Genomic DNA, 15797 nt, shown 5'->3' on the forward strand with positions numbered 1-15797 from the left:
TAGAACATGAGTAAAATAAGAAAAATAATCCGGCAAATGAGTATATCCATCACGTTAACGCTGTTGATGGGGACACATATTACCGGCCTCGCACAGGATGGCAAAGCCGGCTTACAAAACCCGCTGCACGAGCTGGGCGCCGGCGCACGCGCGTTTTCTTTGGGGCGTGCGTATGTGGCAATGGCGGATGATCCATCGGCAGTTTATTGGAATCCGGCAGGTCTGGAATATGTGCCGCGCATGTCTTTCACGTTGTTCCGCAGCCCGCTGGCACTTGCCGGCGTCAGTTACGACTTTCTCGGATTTGTGTTTCCCACCTTGCAATTGGGTAGTGTGGGGGTCGGGTATTCGCGCATTGGCGTGAGTGATATTTTATTCACGGATGAATTCAACGCAACCGACGGTTCAATGTTTAGTTACGATTACAGCGAAATTTACATCGCTTACGCCAAAAAAATTTGGTGGGGACTTACACCGGGGTTAACCTTTAAAGTGAATCAACAATCCATATCGCTCACCGGACAGGATAACAGCGCATTCGGGCTGGATGCCGGATTGATGTATCGCCCCGATTTTCAGAATGGTATTTTGAGTGGAATTTCTCTCGGGTTCCATTATCAGAACTTGATCAAGCCGGAGTTGAATTTTTCGGCGAATAAGGATTCGTTAGCCAGTCAAATGTCCATCGGACTCATGAAAGGCATCCCGGTTGGTTTGAGCGGCAGGTTGAACGTGCTGCTCAGTTATGTGCAAATAGAAAACGGCACCAGCGCATTTCACACCGGAGCGGAATACCAGTTCCAGAATTTGGGCAACATCCGGGTAGGGTTCGACAATAATACGCCGTCATTTGGTGCGGGGGTGGAATACAAATTTGTGAATATCGATTATGCCTTTGGAAATCTGAGCACCGATAACGCGTTTAGCGCATCGCACCGCTTTTCTGTCACCTTCAATCTCGGGAAATCCCGCGAAGAAAAAATATTGCAAGCCGATGAAAACCGCATCGCCAGAGAAAAAGAGCTGGTCGAAAGCACCAAATCACAGGAACGCCAGCGCCGCATTGCCGAAAGTATGCAGCGCGGAAAAGATTATCTGGACAACTCAAATTATTTTGAAGCATCGGTTGAATTCCAGCGCGTTATTCAGGATGACCCGTTCAACACCACTGCTCAGGCGCTGTTCGACAGCTCGCAGGGATTTATCGAACGGGAATTTGAAAAACGGCAGGAAGAAGCCATTGCCCAGGCTGTGGACGCAGGCATGGCTGCGCAAACCCAGCAGCAGATCAACATTTATTTTGAACGCGGTCGTAACCTCCTGCAAAATAAACAATATACGGACGCACTGATGCAGTTTAATCAGGCGTTGGAATTGCGCCCGGATGACCCGGTGTTAACCGAGGCCGCCAATTCTACCAAACGCCAGTTGAGCGAAGAAGTGCGCACACTGGTGCAGGATGCCCGCCAGAAATTCCGGTTGGGTAATTATTCGGATGCGTTGCAGGTGCTTAGCGAAGCGCTTATTCTTTCGCCCGATCCGGATCAGCCGGCCAGCCAGGCGCTGCGCGATGAAATCAACACGCTCACCCGCCGGATTCGCTTGCAGCAATTCCTGATTCGCGGATTGGCGCTGCTCCGTGCGGAAGAATATACCGAAGCACTGACAGTTTTTGAGGATGCGATAAAGCTTGATCCGACCAACGAAACGCTCCGGCAATATCTGGATCAAACGCGATTGCAACTGGGCACACGCCGGGAGAAAATGGACCCCGAATCTGAAAGCCAATATGCAGAAGCAATGGATCATTTCCTGGCCGGTCGATATGAACGTTCGTTGGAAATTTTCCGCAGATTATCGGAAAAATATCCATATAACAAAAAACTTCAAGATGCAATCGGGGTTGTCGAAGATCGTATAAAACGCAGTAACAATCAATAACTCGAGCACGCTGATCTGCCATGTGTTTTTTCGGGGCTAAATTCTGTAAACTTATAAAAATACGGAATGATTATCCCAAAAAATCGTTTGGTAATCGGGTGAAGGCAAACTAATTTTATTGAAAAACTGATTCGAGCGAATGTTCAAAAATATCTCCAAGGAAGAACTTGTTGTTCCCGCCGCGATGACTCAACTGGCATCGGTTCGCGATTTTATTGAGGCCATCGGCAAAAAATACAAGATTTCTCCCAAAATCGTAAATTCCTTTAAACTGGTGGTGGATGAAGCCTGTACCAACATCATCCGGCACGGTTACCAGAATGTAAAAGATGGCAAAATTACCATCCGGGCGATTATGCGTCGCCTGAGCGTTACGCTGGTGATTATTGATAAAGGAAAAACGTTTGATCCGCGCCAGTTGCGCAACCCGGATTTGGATCAGTATGTCAAAATCGGGAAAAAGGGCGGTTTGGGAATTTTGATGATGCGCCGCCTGATGGATGATATTCAATACAATATCACCGCTGAAGGCAACGAATTGCGCCTCACCAAAACCCGCGATGCCGCTGTCGAATCGTCAATTTCCGCATATTACAACTCAATGTCGCTGCGGCGTAAGTTTTTTCTTTTTACATGTTTAGGGATGTTTTTGGTAACAGCCATCGCATATTTTGCGGTGGTGCCGAGCGTAAAATCCAATGTGCAAAAAAATCTGTTTGCTGATGTCCGGGCAATTGCTCAGGATTTCGCAAAAACCAACTACGAACTGCTCCGCGAAGAACAGGATTTGATTCTGGCGGAGAACGCCAAATCGATCCAGCAAAACCGCCCGGATCTGGTGCAGCGCGCGATGATCGCCCGGCAAGACTGGGAAATTATTGCGGTTTATCCGTTTGATCGTGAAATGATCAACCAAAAATTGCTGATCGATGAATTGACCGTGATGGAAAGCGATAGCCAGATCACCATTTACGAATCGGAAGTGGATGGCCGGCTGTGCTATTATTTTATCGCGCCCGTTCGCCCGGAAACCGGCGATATCGACCCGATCGGTTACGCCCTGCTGCAGGTGGACGACGAGCATATTCAAAATAAAATTGCCGGCGAAAACGTTCGCTGGATTGTTTTCCTCGGTATATTGATGTTTGGCGGCATCCTCGGTATTGGCTGGATGGTAACGCAAATTACCAAACCATTCCACCGATTGGCAGAATGGGTACGCCAGGTTGCCCGGGGACAGGTCGATCAGGAAGAAATTGACATTGACGCGCGCGATGAAATCGGGGAAATTGCCCAGGCATTTAGCGAAGTGACCAGCAAATTCCGCGAAGCGCAGGCAAATGTGATCGAGCAACAGCGACTCCAGAAAGAGTTGCAGGTAGCTCAGGAAATTCAGCAAATGTTGCTGCCCAACGATTTTCCTGATGTGGTCGGATACGACATTACCTCGTATTACCAATCCGCTAAAGAAGTGGGTGGCGATTTGTTCGATTTTGTGCAAGTTGATGACCAGAGCATCGGCATTTGCGTTGCAGACGTTTCCGGTAAAGGCATTCCCGGATCGCTGGTGATGACGATGATCCGCACATCGCTGCGACTGGAAGCGCGCGGGAACAAAAATCCTGCAGAAGTGCTCACAAAAGTGAACAGCTTTGTGACTGACGATATTCGCCGGGGCATGTTTGTTACCATGTTTTATGTTATTCTGGACTCCCGCGAACGGACAGTTTCGTTTGCCAGCGCCGGCCACAACCCGATGATCGTTTATCGCGGAAAAAGCAAAGAAACTTATTACCTCAATCCATCGGGATTTCCGGTGGGCATTACTTTGCCGGATATCAAATTGTTTGGTGAACGGGTGCAGGCAGACCGCATCCGGCTCCACCCGGATGACATTTTAGTGCTCTATACCGACGGCATCACCGAAGCGATGAACGCACAGCGCGAGCTGTATGGTGATGAGCGATTTTTATCCGCCATCCGTAAATTCGGGCATCTGGATGTTGTTGAATTTGTGAACGCGCTGAAAAACGATATTTTGACATTTACCGGCGGTTTCGAGCAAAATGACGATATTACGTTAGTTGCCATCAAAGAAAATATGGCGGCTGTTGATGTAAAAGTGAACGGATTCCAGGATATGTTCGAAGCTGTTCAGGAATACGACGAATTAACCGTGGCGGAAGCCTGCAAAATTGCCGGGATTTCCTCATCCACTTTTTACCGGTATCGCAAAATTTACGAAGAAGGTGGCTACGATTTGCTCCGCGAAATGCTTCACGGATACACCAACCTCGGTTTGCGCCACATGAGCGTGGAATTGAAAACGAAAATGTATGACATCATCCGCAGATACCCGCATTACGGCCCGAAAAAAATCAGCGATTTGTTGAATACAGAGGAATACGGATTTGTGGAAATGTCGCCGGTGCTGATTTACGAAGAACTCAAACGTGCCAAACTGAATACCAAAGAGCGCCGGGAATCGTTTGTGCAGCGCGGTGGAAAACGGCGCCTCAAACCACCGGGAACGCCGTTGTTAACGCTCGATGGCGAAGTGCTGGTCGGTTTCCGCAGCGAAGATCAGCCGGCGATCGATATGCCGTTTGCGCCCGCACCGATAAATTCATCTGTGCGCAGCAAGGAAAAGCTGATTTCCGCGCGCGGAAAAGCGCATAAAACAGCATTCGGAAATCTTCAGCGATATGAAGAAACCGGTGTCGATCAACCGGAAAAAGATGGCGAAAATTAATATCGTCCGGGTTGTTTTGAGTAAATGATGTTGTATCTTTGACAATATCATTATTCACAAAAATGATTTTTTTCTGTATAAAATGACAATAAAGTTCGATGATAAAAAAGATATAATGACTGACGGAGGATTGAATGGAAGGAATTCAAGTCTCAACGCTTAACGCCGGATCCCACAACCAGATTTCGATTATTAAAGTGGGCGGTTATATTGACACAACGACCTCCGCCGAAGTAGAGCGTTCGCTGAATGCTTTGCTCAAACAGGGGCGTTACCAAATCATAATTGATTTGGGTGCTGTTGACTACATTAGTAGCGCCGGCTGGGGAATTTTCATCAGTGAAATCAAATCGATCCGGGAAAATAACGGTGACTTGAAACTGGTGCAGATGATCCCCGATGTGTATGAAATTTTTGAACTTCTGGAATTTCATCACATTCTGGATGTTTACGACTCGGTGCAGGAAGCGGTGAACAAATTCGAAGAATCGCAATATGTTGAAGTGGTTTCGGAATCCCGGGTTAAAGCGCAGCCGAAAGAAGCCGCGCCCAAACCTATGTCCGATCCCACACCAACCGCGCAAACGCCACCGACACCACGATTTGAAAATCGTGAGGAGGCAGCTCCGGCAGCTTCTGCATCTGCGCCCAAGTTGCCCAATTTGCCCAACTCGGCAGTTGCAGCAAGTCCGGATGAGCCTCGCAAACGATCCATGATGGATACCGCAACACTTCCTGTTGAAGAAAAAGTGAAACATATCATTCGGCAAAACCCGGAATTCGGTGCATACAAAATCAACAAACGGTTGAATACACCGGACTATGGTTTTGCGCGAATCGGTTGGTTTGGCGTGCGTTCTCTGCTGAGCCAAATGGGTCTGAATTCGCGTGGCAAACGCCGTGAGTTTGCGCAGAAACCCAGATAAACCCTTTTTCAACGCACTCGGCGAAATATTAAAAATAGTTTTACCGGTATTTTCCGGCAAAAAAAGTTAAAGACAGGCTTCTGAAGCACTGTCTTTGCCTTTTTAGGGGATTTGCCAATTTCAGAAACTTTTAGTGGTTTTCCGGGTAAACAATCTGAACGTTCCGGGTTCGGTTCAACGCTGTGTCGTCAACAAAAAAGCCATAACAAACGCTAATCTGCCAATGTAAATTCAATATGAAATTATCTCCCAAACACCTGCTTTTATTGATGATAGTCGCAATGTTGTTTGCGGCCCAATCCGTGTTTGCCCAAAACCCGGTATCGGTTGCGCGCATCAAATACGACGGCGGCGGTGATTGGTATGGCAATCGCACCACATTTGTCAATCTGTTCCGCTTCATGCGGGAAAACAACAATGTGGAAACAACCGAACGGGAAATTGTGCTATCAATTACCGATAAAGATTTCTTCAAATATCCGATTGCCTATATTGCCGGACATGGCAATATTAAATTTTCTGCGCCGGAAGCCAGTCGACTACGCGAATATCTGATCAAAGGCGGTTTTTTGTGGGCAGATGACGATTACGGAATGGATCCATATTTTCGACGGGAAATGAAAAAAGTATTCCCGGAATCGGATTGGGTTGCGCTACCTTTTTCGCATCCGGTTTTTCACATGCAGTTTAATTTTTCCAATGGATTGCCCAAAATTCACAAACACGATGGCGGCCCACCGGTTGCATTCGGGCTCTTTTTTGAAGGACGAATGGTGGCATTTTACAGTTTCAACACCGATATCAGCGATGGCTGCGAAGATGCCGATGTTCACAACGACCCGCCGGATGTGCGCCGTTCCGCCCTGCAAATGGGAACCAACATCTTATTGTGGGCGATGCTACAGTAATTTTCCGGTTCAAATTTCGCAAATAATTATAAAGAAGTACGAATAATGAGCAATACAATCGATCCCATTTATCACGAAACGCACGAAAAAGTGCTGGCGGTAAACCGTAAATTCCGGCTGATCCACGTTGGTGCGGCGCTGTTGCAATTTGTGTTTCTGGCAATTTGCGTGTTTTTGGGATTCCTGTTTATCGAAGTATTGTTCGATTTGATACCGCCGCTGCGTCTGCTGTTTTGGGCGCTGTTGGCTGGCGGTCTCGGTTATTTTCTGATCAAAGAAATTGTGCCGAATTTGCGCCGCGCATTTTCGCCGGCAGAGCAGGATCTGTATCAAATTTCCCGGCTGATCGGCGATGAAACCCCACAAGTGCAGGATGCGCTGGTCAATTTTCTGCAAATTTATCGCGATGAAGGCATTGCCACCCACGCAGCGTTCAAAAATCTCTCGCTAAAACAACTTTACAACACATTCTGCGATGTCGATTTTGGCAAAATTCTCAACCTGGCCGGCTGGAAACGTCCCGGCATTCGGCTGCTCGCCGCGATGGGCGGATTTGCGTTTATGTTCCTGCTGTTTCCCGGCGCAACCAACCAGGCTTTTTTGAAAATGTTGCATCCGACCCAATCGTTTGAACCGCCGTTTCCGGTTACGCTGAAAAGCATTTCCGGCGAACAAGTGGTGCTCAAAAACGATCCGGTGACGCTGGAAGGTGAATTCACCGGCGTAATGCCATCGCGATTATGGCTGGTGCTGGAAAATTTCGCCGATGACAGCAAATCGCCGGAACTGGAACGGCTGGAAGTGCCGCTGCGCAGCGGAAATCGTTTCGAATATGAATTGAAGCATGTCAAAAATCGATTCAACTATTGGTTTGAAGCGCAGTTGGATATGCGCGGATTTGAAAACCGCCCCGCCAAAAGCGATATGAATGCGGTGCTGGTGAAGGAACGCCCGTTCATCCGCGAGTTGCAGGCAAAGCTGGCATATCCGGTTTATACGCGATTACCCGAAAAATTTCTGCCGCTCAACGATGGTGAAGTGACCGCGCTGAAAGGCACGACGGTTGATATTCGCATTGAGGCAAATAAATCGCTCACCGGCAGTTGGTTTCAGTTCGACGACTCTACCCGGATTGAGCTGCAAACCAACGGAAATCGCGCAACCGGGCAATTTACGGTTCGGGAAGACGGGCAATATCATGTCGGTATTCGCGATGCGGATGGCATTGAAAATTACCAACCGGTGCAATACGCCGTTTTTGCGCTGCAGGACGAACTGCCGTTTGTGGAAATCACCCGCCCGGGACAGGATCTGGAATTGGGCGAGGAACTCGATTTGCCACTGCTGATCAATCTTCGGGATGATTACGGATTTACGAAACTGAGCCTGAAAGGGCGTCACATCAAAGCCGGCTCCACCGGCGATACCAGCGAATTTGCTATCAATGTGCCGTATCAGCGAATCGAAGCGACGCGGGCACTGGCGGATTATCGCTGGAATTTGCGCAATTTCTATCTCTCGCCGGATGATTTCGTCGAGTATTTCGCCGAAATTCGCGATAACGATGTTATCACCGGACCCAAAACGGCACGCAGCCAAACGTATGTGCTCCGCTTGCCATCGTTGATGGAAGTGCTGGCCAAAGCGGATGAAAATTTATCCGAGCAATTGGAAGACACCCGCGAAATTGCCGAAGAAACCAAAGCGCTGAAAGAAAAGCTCGAAGAAATTAATCGCGAAATGAAGCGGGAAGAGGAACTGACCTGGGAACGCAAGCAGCAAATTCAGGAGCAGGCGCAAAAGCAGCAGGAAAATCTGGATAAAATGCAGGAATTGCGCGAAGAACTGGAACAGGTGATCAGCGATCTGGAACAGCGCGATGTGCTCAGTCAGGAAACGCTCGAAAAATATATGGAACTCCAGCAAATGATCGAGGACCTCGCCTCGCCGGAAATGCTGGAAGCGTTGAAAGAGTTGCAAAAAGCGATGGAAAATGCCAACATGGAAGAGATTAAAGAAGCAATGGAACGCTTCGAATTTTCTGTTGAGCAATTTGAAGAACGCATCGAACGGACGTACGAATTGTTCAAACGCGTTCAACTGGAACAGAAAATGGACGAGTTGAACAAAATGGCTCAGGAAATGCTGGATGCCCAAAAGCAAATCAACGAGCAGCTTCAGCAGGAAAATTTGTCGAAAGATAAGCAGGAACAACTCGCCCAACAGGAAGAAAACCTCGCCGAAAACAGCGAAGCGATGGAAGATGCGCTGGAAAAAGCAACTTCGGAATTTGAAGAAATGATGCCGGAAATCGCTGAATCGCTCGAAAAAACGCGCGAATTTATGGACGAGCAGCAAATCAGCGAACAGATGCAGCAGATGCAGCAGCAAATGCAGCAGGGGCAGCAGCAAAACGCCCAAAAAAGCGGCGAAAATGTCCAAAAACAATTGGAAATGTTGCAAAGCCGGATGCAGCAAAATCGTCAGCAAATGCAGCAGCAACAGCAGCAGGAGTTGATGCAAGCGATGCAAAAAGTGCAACAGGATTTGCTGCGATCTTCCTTTCAGCAGGAAAAATTGGTTGAGCGCTCCCAAAATTCGGATATGGCATCCAACAGCATCAACCAAACCGCCCGCGAGCAGGCGCAGTTGCGGGAGAATGCCGGAAATATCGTTCGGCAAATGCTGGAAATTTCCAACAAATCATTTTTTATGCAGCCGGGAATGAGCCAAATTATGCAATCGCTGATGGGAAATATGGAAAATGCCCTTCAGGGATTATCGAACCGCAATCCACGCGGCGCGGCGCGATCGCAGCAAAAGGCGTTGGGCAATTATAACGAAGCAATTATGTCCATGCAAAGCTCGATGAACAGCATGATGCAATCGCAATCCGGCACCGGATTTGAACAATTTATGCAACAAATGCAGCAAATGGCCGGACAGCAGGGACAACTGAATCAGGAATCAATGAGCATGTTCCAGCAGGGACAACGTCCCGGCGGACAAGTTCCGGCAGAACAAATGGCGCGAATGGCAGCCCAACAGCAAGCGATCCAGAAATCGCTGGAAAAATTGAATGACGAAATGGGCAATCGCAACGATGTGCTCGGCAGATTGGGCGAACTGGGCGAAGAAATGGAAAAAGTGGTTGAGGAACTGCAGCGACAGCAACTCAGCCCGAAAGTGATTGAACGCCAGCAACGCATCCTCAGCCGAATGCTCGATGCTCAAAAATCGGTTCGCGAAAAGGAACATTCCAAAAAACGGCAGGCAGAACGCGAGCAAGGTGTTGCCGCAAAATCGCCGCCGCAGCTGAAACGGGAAATGCTCGAACGCGAAAATCAGCTCCGCAAGGAAATGCAGGAAGCGTTGAAAGAAGGTTATTCGTCCGAGTATAAAGAGTATATTAAGTTGTATTACGAAATTCTCTCACGGCAGGGCGAAACCGCCGGTGAAAAGAAATAATTGATTGTGAAAAATGGCAACTTCCCCCAGTTGCATGTAATGAAATAGAGCCAATGGTATTCCGGCGGCTCCGGGAATGTGGATTCTGTGCAGAAAATCAGGGTGCAAATGGTGCGATATCATCGCCCAAATCAGATATTTAGTAACTTTTGTGCAGCTTGCCTGTTAAGCTGCATTCTTTTTTTCGGTGATTTTGGTGCTGTTTTACAGGCGCAAACACCGGAAAACGATCTGTGGATCCGGTTGGAAAAAGCCGAAAAACAGCCATTTCCTTTCAAAAATATCGAATATTATCCGTTAAAACACCCCAAAGTTGCGCTGGTACTCAGCGGTGGCGGCGCACGCGGATTGGCGCACATCGGTGTGCTGAAGGCATTTGAAGAGCACAAAATTCCGGTTGATCTGATTGTCGGAACCAGCATCGGCAGCATCATCGGCGGGTTTTATTCCGCCGGATTCAGTGCGGAGGATATTCGCCGCAATATCAAAAGCATCGATTGGAACAGTATTTTCAACGATCAAACCGATCGTCCGCTGATGTTCATTTCCCAAAAAAGTATTCCCCGACGCCATTTGGTACAGTTCCGGCTGGATGGCGTGATGCCGGTAATACCCACCTCCATTTCTCAGGGACAACGCATTTTTCAAACGCTCTACAACAAATTGCTGAAAGCGAGCTATCAAACAACTGATTTTGATCAGTTGAAAATCCCGTTCCGGGCAGTGGCGACGGATATCATCAGCGGGCAAAAAGTGGTGTTGGCAGATGGCGATTTGGCGGAGGCGATCAACGCCAGTATGGCTTTCCCGCTGCTGTTCGCTCCTGTGGAAATTGACGGAATGCGGTTGGCGGATGGTGGCATTACCGACAATTTGCCGGTTCAGGTTGCGCAGGATGAACATGCAAACATCGTAATTGCAGTAGATTGCACATCGGAATTGCGGGCACCGGACGACATCAACGCGCCGTGGGAAGTTGCCGATCAGGTGACATCCATCATGATGAAAAAGCCAACGGAGGAAAGCCGGCAGTTAGCGGATGTGCTTATCATGCCGGAACTCGGCGATTTCAAAGGTGGCAGCTTCGAATTTTCGGATAGTTTGGTTGAATTGGGCTATCAGGCCGCGCTGACACATATTTCAGAAATTGAACGGAAAATTGTCGAATCCGACTCCCAGCGCATCAATGAAAATCGGTCAATTGGCGAAATCAGCGAAATCCGGTATGAGGGGCTATCGAAGGAAACATTTCAACTGCTTCGCTCGCTGCTGCTTTTCCATTCCACCGGTGAGATACCGTTGGCGACAAACGATAATCAACTACCGATTACCACCACATTTATGCCTCAATCAATGAGTGACATTCCGGTCAGTTACCGCGATGTGCTGGACAATATGCGAGTCATTTATCAAAGTGGATATGTTCAGGATATTCAGGCGCATGTTTCAATGAAAGAAAACCGGCGAATTCTGACGTTTTTGGTTCGGGAGCAGCCGGAAATTGAATCTGTTGTCATCGATGCTCACCCGGCTTTGCCGGATAGTGTTGTATCCAAAATTCAAAATGAACACGCCGGTAAGCGACTGAATATATTGAGTTTAGTAAAAAATCTTGAACGATTGCAGAATGCAATTTTTAAAGAGGGCTATTCGCTAACCCATGTTTCAGCTATCCGTTTTCTTCCGGAATCGAACGTGTTGCACATTTCGCTGAACAATGGACGGGTTGACGATATCCGGATTCATGGAAATGATATCACCCGTAATTTTGTGATTTTGCGGGAAATGCCCCTTAAAATAGGCGATTTATTTGAAAACGCAAAAGCTTCACGCGGCATCGAAAATATTTACGGCACAGGCTTGTTTGACAGGGTGCTGATCAATCTTCAAAAAGAAGATTCGCTGAATATTATGGTTATCAAAGTGAAGGAAAAGCGCTATCAGGTTGCCCGGCTTGGTGCGCATTACTCGACAGAGCGATTGACCGAAGGCTTTGCAGAACTGCTGGCGGATAACTTTTTGGGAACTCAAACCAAAATGAGCCTTTTTGGCGCTGTGGGTGAGTTTTCACGAAATATGGAACTGCGATTTTACACGGTTCGGCTGTTCAGAAGCTATCTGACTGCCAGTGCCTCAACATATTACTCCGAACGACAGGATCGTTTTTATCGCAATTTCAACCGATTTCCGGATTATGAAATTATCCGGCGAGGATTCCGGTTCTCTGTGGGGCAGCAAATTCAACGTCTCGGTATCATTTCTGTTGAGCTCCGGGCAGAAGAAATTGACCTCGGCGCACCGGAAGACGACTTTTCTAAAAATAATTTTCGCTTACGTTCGATTTCCGTCAATTCTGTAGTGGATAAACGCGATAAATTGCCATTCCCGGAAAGCGGAATTTACAACCGTTGGTCCTGGGAAGCCGGCAGCCAGCGGCTATTGGGTGGCAGCGAACCTTTTACGCGGGTATTTTTGGGATTGGAAGGTTATTACAATCTCCAAAAACAATTAAATTACCATCCGTATGTTTATGCCGGCAGCGCAGATTTAACATTACCGTTTACCGAATATTTTTTCTTTGGTGGTCAAAACAGTTTCCCCGGATTGCATGAACGCGAGATCTTTGGCAGGCAATTTATCCAGGCCGGGCTGGATATGCGGTATAAGCTGGAATGGAACCTACCGGTTGAAGCCTTTTTAATCAGCAATTATTCAGTTGGTGCAGCCTGGGAAGAGCCGGATGAAGACATCTCAACAAATGATTTTGTCCAATCGGTTTCTGCATCTGTTGCAATAAATTCCTTGCTTGGGCCAATTCAATTAACGTATGCATATGTGTTCAAGCGTGACGGAAAGTTGCAGTTCTCTATGGGTTTTGATTTTTGAACAAATAGTGTATAGTCATGAAATATTACACTATTGTTGCGACAACAAAAATATCAAAAAACAGCGGATTTTAAACTCGGTGCTTGCTTTTTTGAATCGTTGCGTGTAATTTTCTCAGGTTATATTTGAAATTAAAACTATGAAAAAAGCACTTTTTACGATCACATTTCTTCTGGGTTTTTGCATGTCGCTATTTGCGGATGCAATTATTGTCGAGTTTGTTGGTGCTCCGGCACGCGATAAAATTGTATTGAACTGGCGAACCGGGGATGAAGATGCAGTTAGTCTGTTTATTATCGAACGGAGCAGTGATAAAAAAGTGTTTACCAAAGCTGGTGAGGTTCCTGCTAAAGGAAGCAATAGTGAGTATGAATATGTCGATTCAAACCTGACCAGCGTCAACAATGTCTATTATTACCGTCTTCGTATCCGTCGAACCGACGGAACCTTCCAATCCAGCGAAATTATCTCCGTTATCCCCAAACTTAGCAGTTTTGCAAAAACTTGGGGGAGTATAAAAGCCTTATTTCAATAACCGCACAAGATTAAATCACCCCCATACTTAAATTATCAACCCCAAACATTTGGTGGGTGGAGATCTGTTTGTTGTTATATCTTGGCTTATACGGAGATTTGTGGAAAATGACTTAGTTGACAGCAATTTTTTTAATAGAATTGAATGCTTTGTTCGATAATCAATTCTAGAGTGTTTTAAAAACTGGGGTTGACAAAATTAGGTAATTTCATTATCTTCATCGTGCGCCACTTGTGACAGGCGTTACAAAGAGAGATAAAGCGTAAGCAGGGGATAGTAATGAGGAAGAAGCCGTTATTAATCTATGTTAATCCGGAATCCTCGGGTGTTAAAGAATTTAAATTGTCGTTCAAAAAAATAGCACTTGCGACCATTGCAATTGTTGTTGGCGTAGGGATGATTTTAAAGTTTTCGATTGATCATTTTATTGATTACAGCGAAAATTCTAAAATTTCCCAGCTAAAAATTCAGAATGAAACGCTTCACGAAGAAATTGAAAAAATCGGTCAAAAGTTATTAAGCCTCAACAGTAGTCTCGATTTTTTAGAGGAACGTGACGACCAGTTGCGCACTCTGCTGGATCTCCCGCCAATTGATTCTGACGTTCGTAAAGTGGGTGTTGGTGGTACCGACCCGAATATTACGACGGCAGCAATGGCAGAAGCTTTTTCATTTAGCACTCGTTTAGCTGAAAATTTGAAATTGCTCGACAAACTGGATCGTGAAGTCCGGTTAGAAAAAGAAAGCTATGAAAAGCTGATTGCAACTGTGGAACGTCAGCAGGACTCATTGCGTTACTTGCCGGTGTTAAAGCCTGTGCCAAATGCCTACATTTCCAGCAGCTTTGGCAACCGTCGCCACCCAATCAAAAAATACATGCATTTCCATAAAGGTGTTGATATGGCTGCCCCGGGCGGTACGCCGATTATTGCTCCGGCTGATGGCGTTGTATCATCCTCCGGGCGAAATGGTGGTTATGGCTTGGAAGTGATGATTGATCACAAATACGGATTTAAAACACGTTTTGGTCACATGCAAAAAATTTATGTCCGAAAAGGACAGCATATCAAACGTGGCGATAAAATTGGTGAAGTTGGCAAAACCGGTTTAACCACTAGCTATCACCTCCATTACGAAGTTTATTTTAAAGGTAAGCCGCTAAATCCGGAAAACTTCTACTTTGATGAATAAACAGATATCACAATTTTGACAATTTTATAAAGCCGAAGGGTATGTTGCCTTCGGCTTTTTTCATGCCCGGCTATCGTGAATATCGGTTGTTTTTGGATAGGTGAATGTTTATTTTGACAGGCTGAAAAAGGAAGAGAAAGTGCTTATGAAAGTTACCGTAGAAACCGTTGAGCATATCGCAAAACTGGCTAAATTGACATTTAGTGATACCGATAAAACCCAAATGGCGCATGAGCTTGGTGATATTCTGGGTTACATCGAAAAACTGAACGAGCTGAACACTGATGGCGTTGAACCGCTAAGCCACCCGATTGATATCGTTAATGTGATGCGCGAGGATAAATCCGGTGAGTCTTTCCCGCCGGAAGTTGCCGTCCGTAACGCGCCGTCGCCGCAGGATACATTTTTCAAAGTGCCTAAGGTGATCAAATGACATCAGATGTTGCGGTGGTTATTCCCGCAAGATATGCGGCAAGCCGGCTTCCCGGCAAACCGTTGATTCCGATCGCCGGAAAACCGATGATCCAGTGGGTTTACGAACGTGCGTTGCAAATCCGGAATGTATCGCAGGTGATTGTTGCAACAGATGACCTGCGGATTGCAGACACTGTAAAACAATTCGGCGGAGTGGCAATCATGACACCGGAAAACTGTGCCAATGGCAGCGAACGGGTTGGGATTGTCGCGCAGCAGATAGACGCAGATATCGTTGTGAATTTACAGGGCGATGAGCCGCTTATTTCGCCGGCGGCTGTAACGCAGGCGATAATGGCGCTTCAGCAAAATCCTGCGTTATCAGTAGCAACGTTGGGTTTTCCTTTGGAGGATGCTTTTGATTGGCAAAATCCGGCGATTGTAAAAGTGCTCGTTAATTGCAACATGCAGGCAATCTATTTTTCGCGGGCACCAATTCCGCATCCGAGAGATGATGAATTTCAGCCATTGCCGTTGTTGTTCCGCCATATTGGCGTTTATGTTTATCGCAAAAATTTCCTGTTGCAATTTCTGGAATGGCCGGAAGGCGTTCTGGAAAAAGTAGAAAAATTGGAGCAATTGCGGATCGTCGAACGCGGTTTTCCGATACATGTGGTTCTGGCTGAGTCCCTTTCTCCGGGAGTGGACACACCGGAAGATCTGCCAAAAGTGGAAGAACTTATCAAACAGAGAGGACAAAACGGGTGAGCTACCGG

The 15797-nt window shown here is 46.8% G+C and carries 10 protein-coding genes; all 10 read left to right on the forward strand.

Translation table 11 applies throughout. From position 1 onward, the window contains the following. Positions 1-6: 6 nt before the first annotated feature. The 10 genes from H6629_12705 (at position 7) to kdsB (ending at position 15789) form a co-directional block, all read left to right on the forward strand. Entirely contained in the window at positions 7-1941 is a 1935-nt protein-coding gene (locus H6629_12705) for a PorV/PorQ family protein (GenBank protein ID MCB9068654.1), read from the forward strand. A 139-nt stretch (positions 1942-2080) separates the two neighbouring features. After that, positions 2081-4693: a SpoIIE family protein phosphatase gene (locus tag H6629_12710; GenBank protein ID MCB9068655.1), complete on the forward strand. Its 2613-nt coding sequence runs from the start codon at positions 2081-2083 to the stop codon at positions 4691-4693. Between the two features lie 134 nt (positions 4694-4827). Continuing rightward, positions 4828-5619 (forward strand): STAS domain-containing protein, encoded by a 792-nt coding sequence (locus H6629_12715; protein MCB9068656.1) that lies wholly within the window; start codon positions 4828-4830, stop codon positions 5617-5619. Between the two features lie 236 nt (positions 5620-5855). Beyond that, positions 5856-6527: a DUF4159 domain-containing protein gene (locus H6629_12720; GenBank protein ID MCB9068657.1), complete on the forward strand. Its 672-nt coding sequence runs from the start codon at positions 5856-5858 to the stop codon at positions 6525-6527. Between the two features lie 45 nt (positions 6528-6572). Further along, entirely contained in the window at positions 6573-9995 is a 3423-nt protein-coding gene (locus tag H6629_12725; protein MCB9068658.1) for a hypothetical protein, read from the forward strand. Positions 9996-10238: 243 nt separating this feature from the next. Further along, positions 10239-12881: a patatin-like phospholipase family protein gene (locus tag H6629_12730; protein MCB9068659.1), complete on the forward strand. Its 2643-nt coding sequence runs from the start codon at positions 10239-10241 to the stop codon at positions 12879-12881. Positions 12882-13020: 139 nt separating this feature from the next. Beyond that, positions 13021-13416: a hypothetical protein gene (locus tag H6629_12735; protein ID MCB9068660.1), complete on the forward strand. Its 396-nt coding sequence runs from the start codon at positions 13021-13023 to the stop codon at positions 13414-13416. 279 nt (positions 13417-13695) lie between these two features. Then, entirely contained in the window at positions 13696-14607 is a 912-nt protein-coding gene (locus H6629_12740) for a M23 family metallopeptidase (protein ID MCB9068661.1), read from the forward strand. A gap of 145 nt (positions 14608-14752) precedes the next feature. Further along, the gene (gene gatC, locus H6629_12745; protein ID MCB9068662.1) at positions 14753-15040 is read left to right on the forward strand and encodes an Asp-tRNA(Asn)/Glu-tRNA(Gln) amidotransferase subunit GatC; all 288 of its coding nucleotides are present in this window, start codon (positions 14753-14755) and stop codon (positions 15038-15040) included. Continuing rightward, positions 15037-15789, forward strand: a complete 753-nt coding sequence (kdsB, locus tag H6629_12750) for a 3-deoxy-manno-octulosonate cytidylyltransferase (protein MCB9068663.1) — start codon at positions 15037-15039, stop codon at positions 15787-15789. The genes gatC and kdsB overlap by 4 nt, the downstream gene beginning before the upstream one ends. The last annotated feature ends 8 nt before the right edge of the window (positions 15790-15797 follow it).

Source organism: Calditrichia bacterium, from assembly GCA_020634975.1.
Taxonomy (GTDB): domain Bacteria; phylum Calditrichota; class Calditrichia; order RBG-13-44-9; family J075; genus JACKAQ01.

Excerpts from the sequence above, each read along its gene's own strand:
- H6629_12705 (MCB9068654.1), top strand. The coding sequence starts at position 7 with ATGAGTAAAATAAGAAAAATAATCCGGCAAATGAGTATATCCATCACG.
- H6629_12710 (MCB9068655.1), top strand. The coding sequence starts at position 2,081 with ATGTTCAAAAATATCTCCAAGGAAGAACTTGTTGTTCCCGCCGCGATG.
- H6629_12715 (MCB9068656.1), top strand. The coding sequence starts at position 4,828 with ATGGAAGGAATTCAAGTCTCAACGCTTAACGCCGGATCCCACAACCAG.
- H6629_12720 (MCB9068657.1), top strand. The coding sequence starts at position 5,856 with ATGAAATTATCTCCCAAACACCTGCTTTTATTGATGATAGTCGCAATG.
- H6629_12725 (MCB9068658.1), top strand. The coding sequence starts at position 6,573 with ATGAGCAATACAATCGATCCCATTTATCACGAAACGCACGAAAAAGTG.
- H6629_12735 (MCB9068660.1), top strand. The coding sequence starts at position 13,021 with ATGAAAAAAGCACTTTTTACGATCACATTTCTTCTGGGTTTTTGCATG.
- H6629_12740 (MCB9068661.1), top strand. The coding sequence starts at position 13,696 with ATGAGGAAGAAGCCGTTATTAATCTATGTTAATCCGGAATCCTCGGGT.
- gatC (MCB9068662.1), top strand. The coding sequence starts at position 14,753 with ATGAAAGTTACCGTAGAAACCGTTGAGCATATCGCAAAACTGGCTAAA.
- kdsB (MCB9068663.1), top strand. The coding sequence starts at position 15,037 with ATGACATCAGATGTTGCGGTGGTTATTCCCGCAAGATATGCGGCAAGC.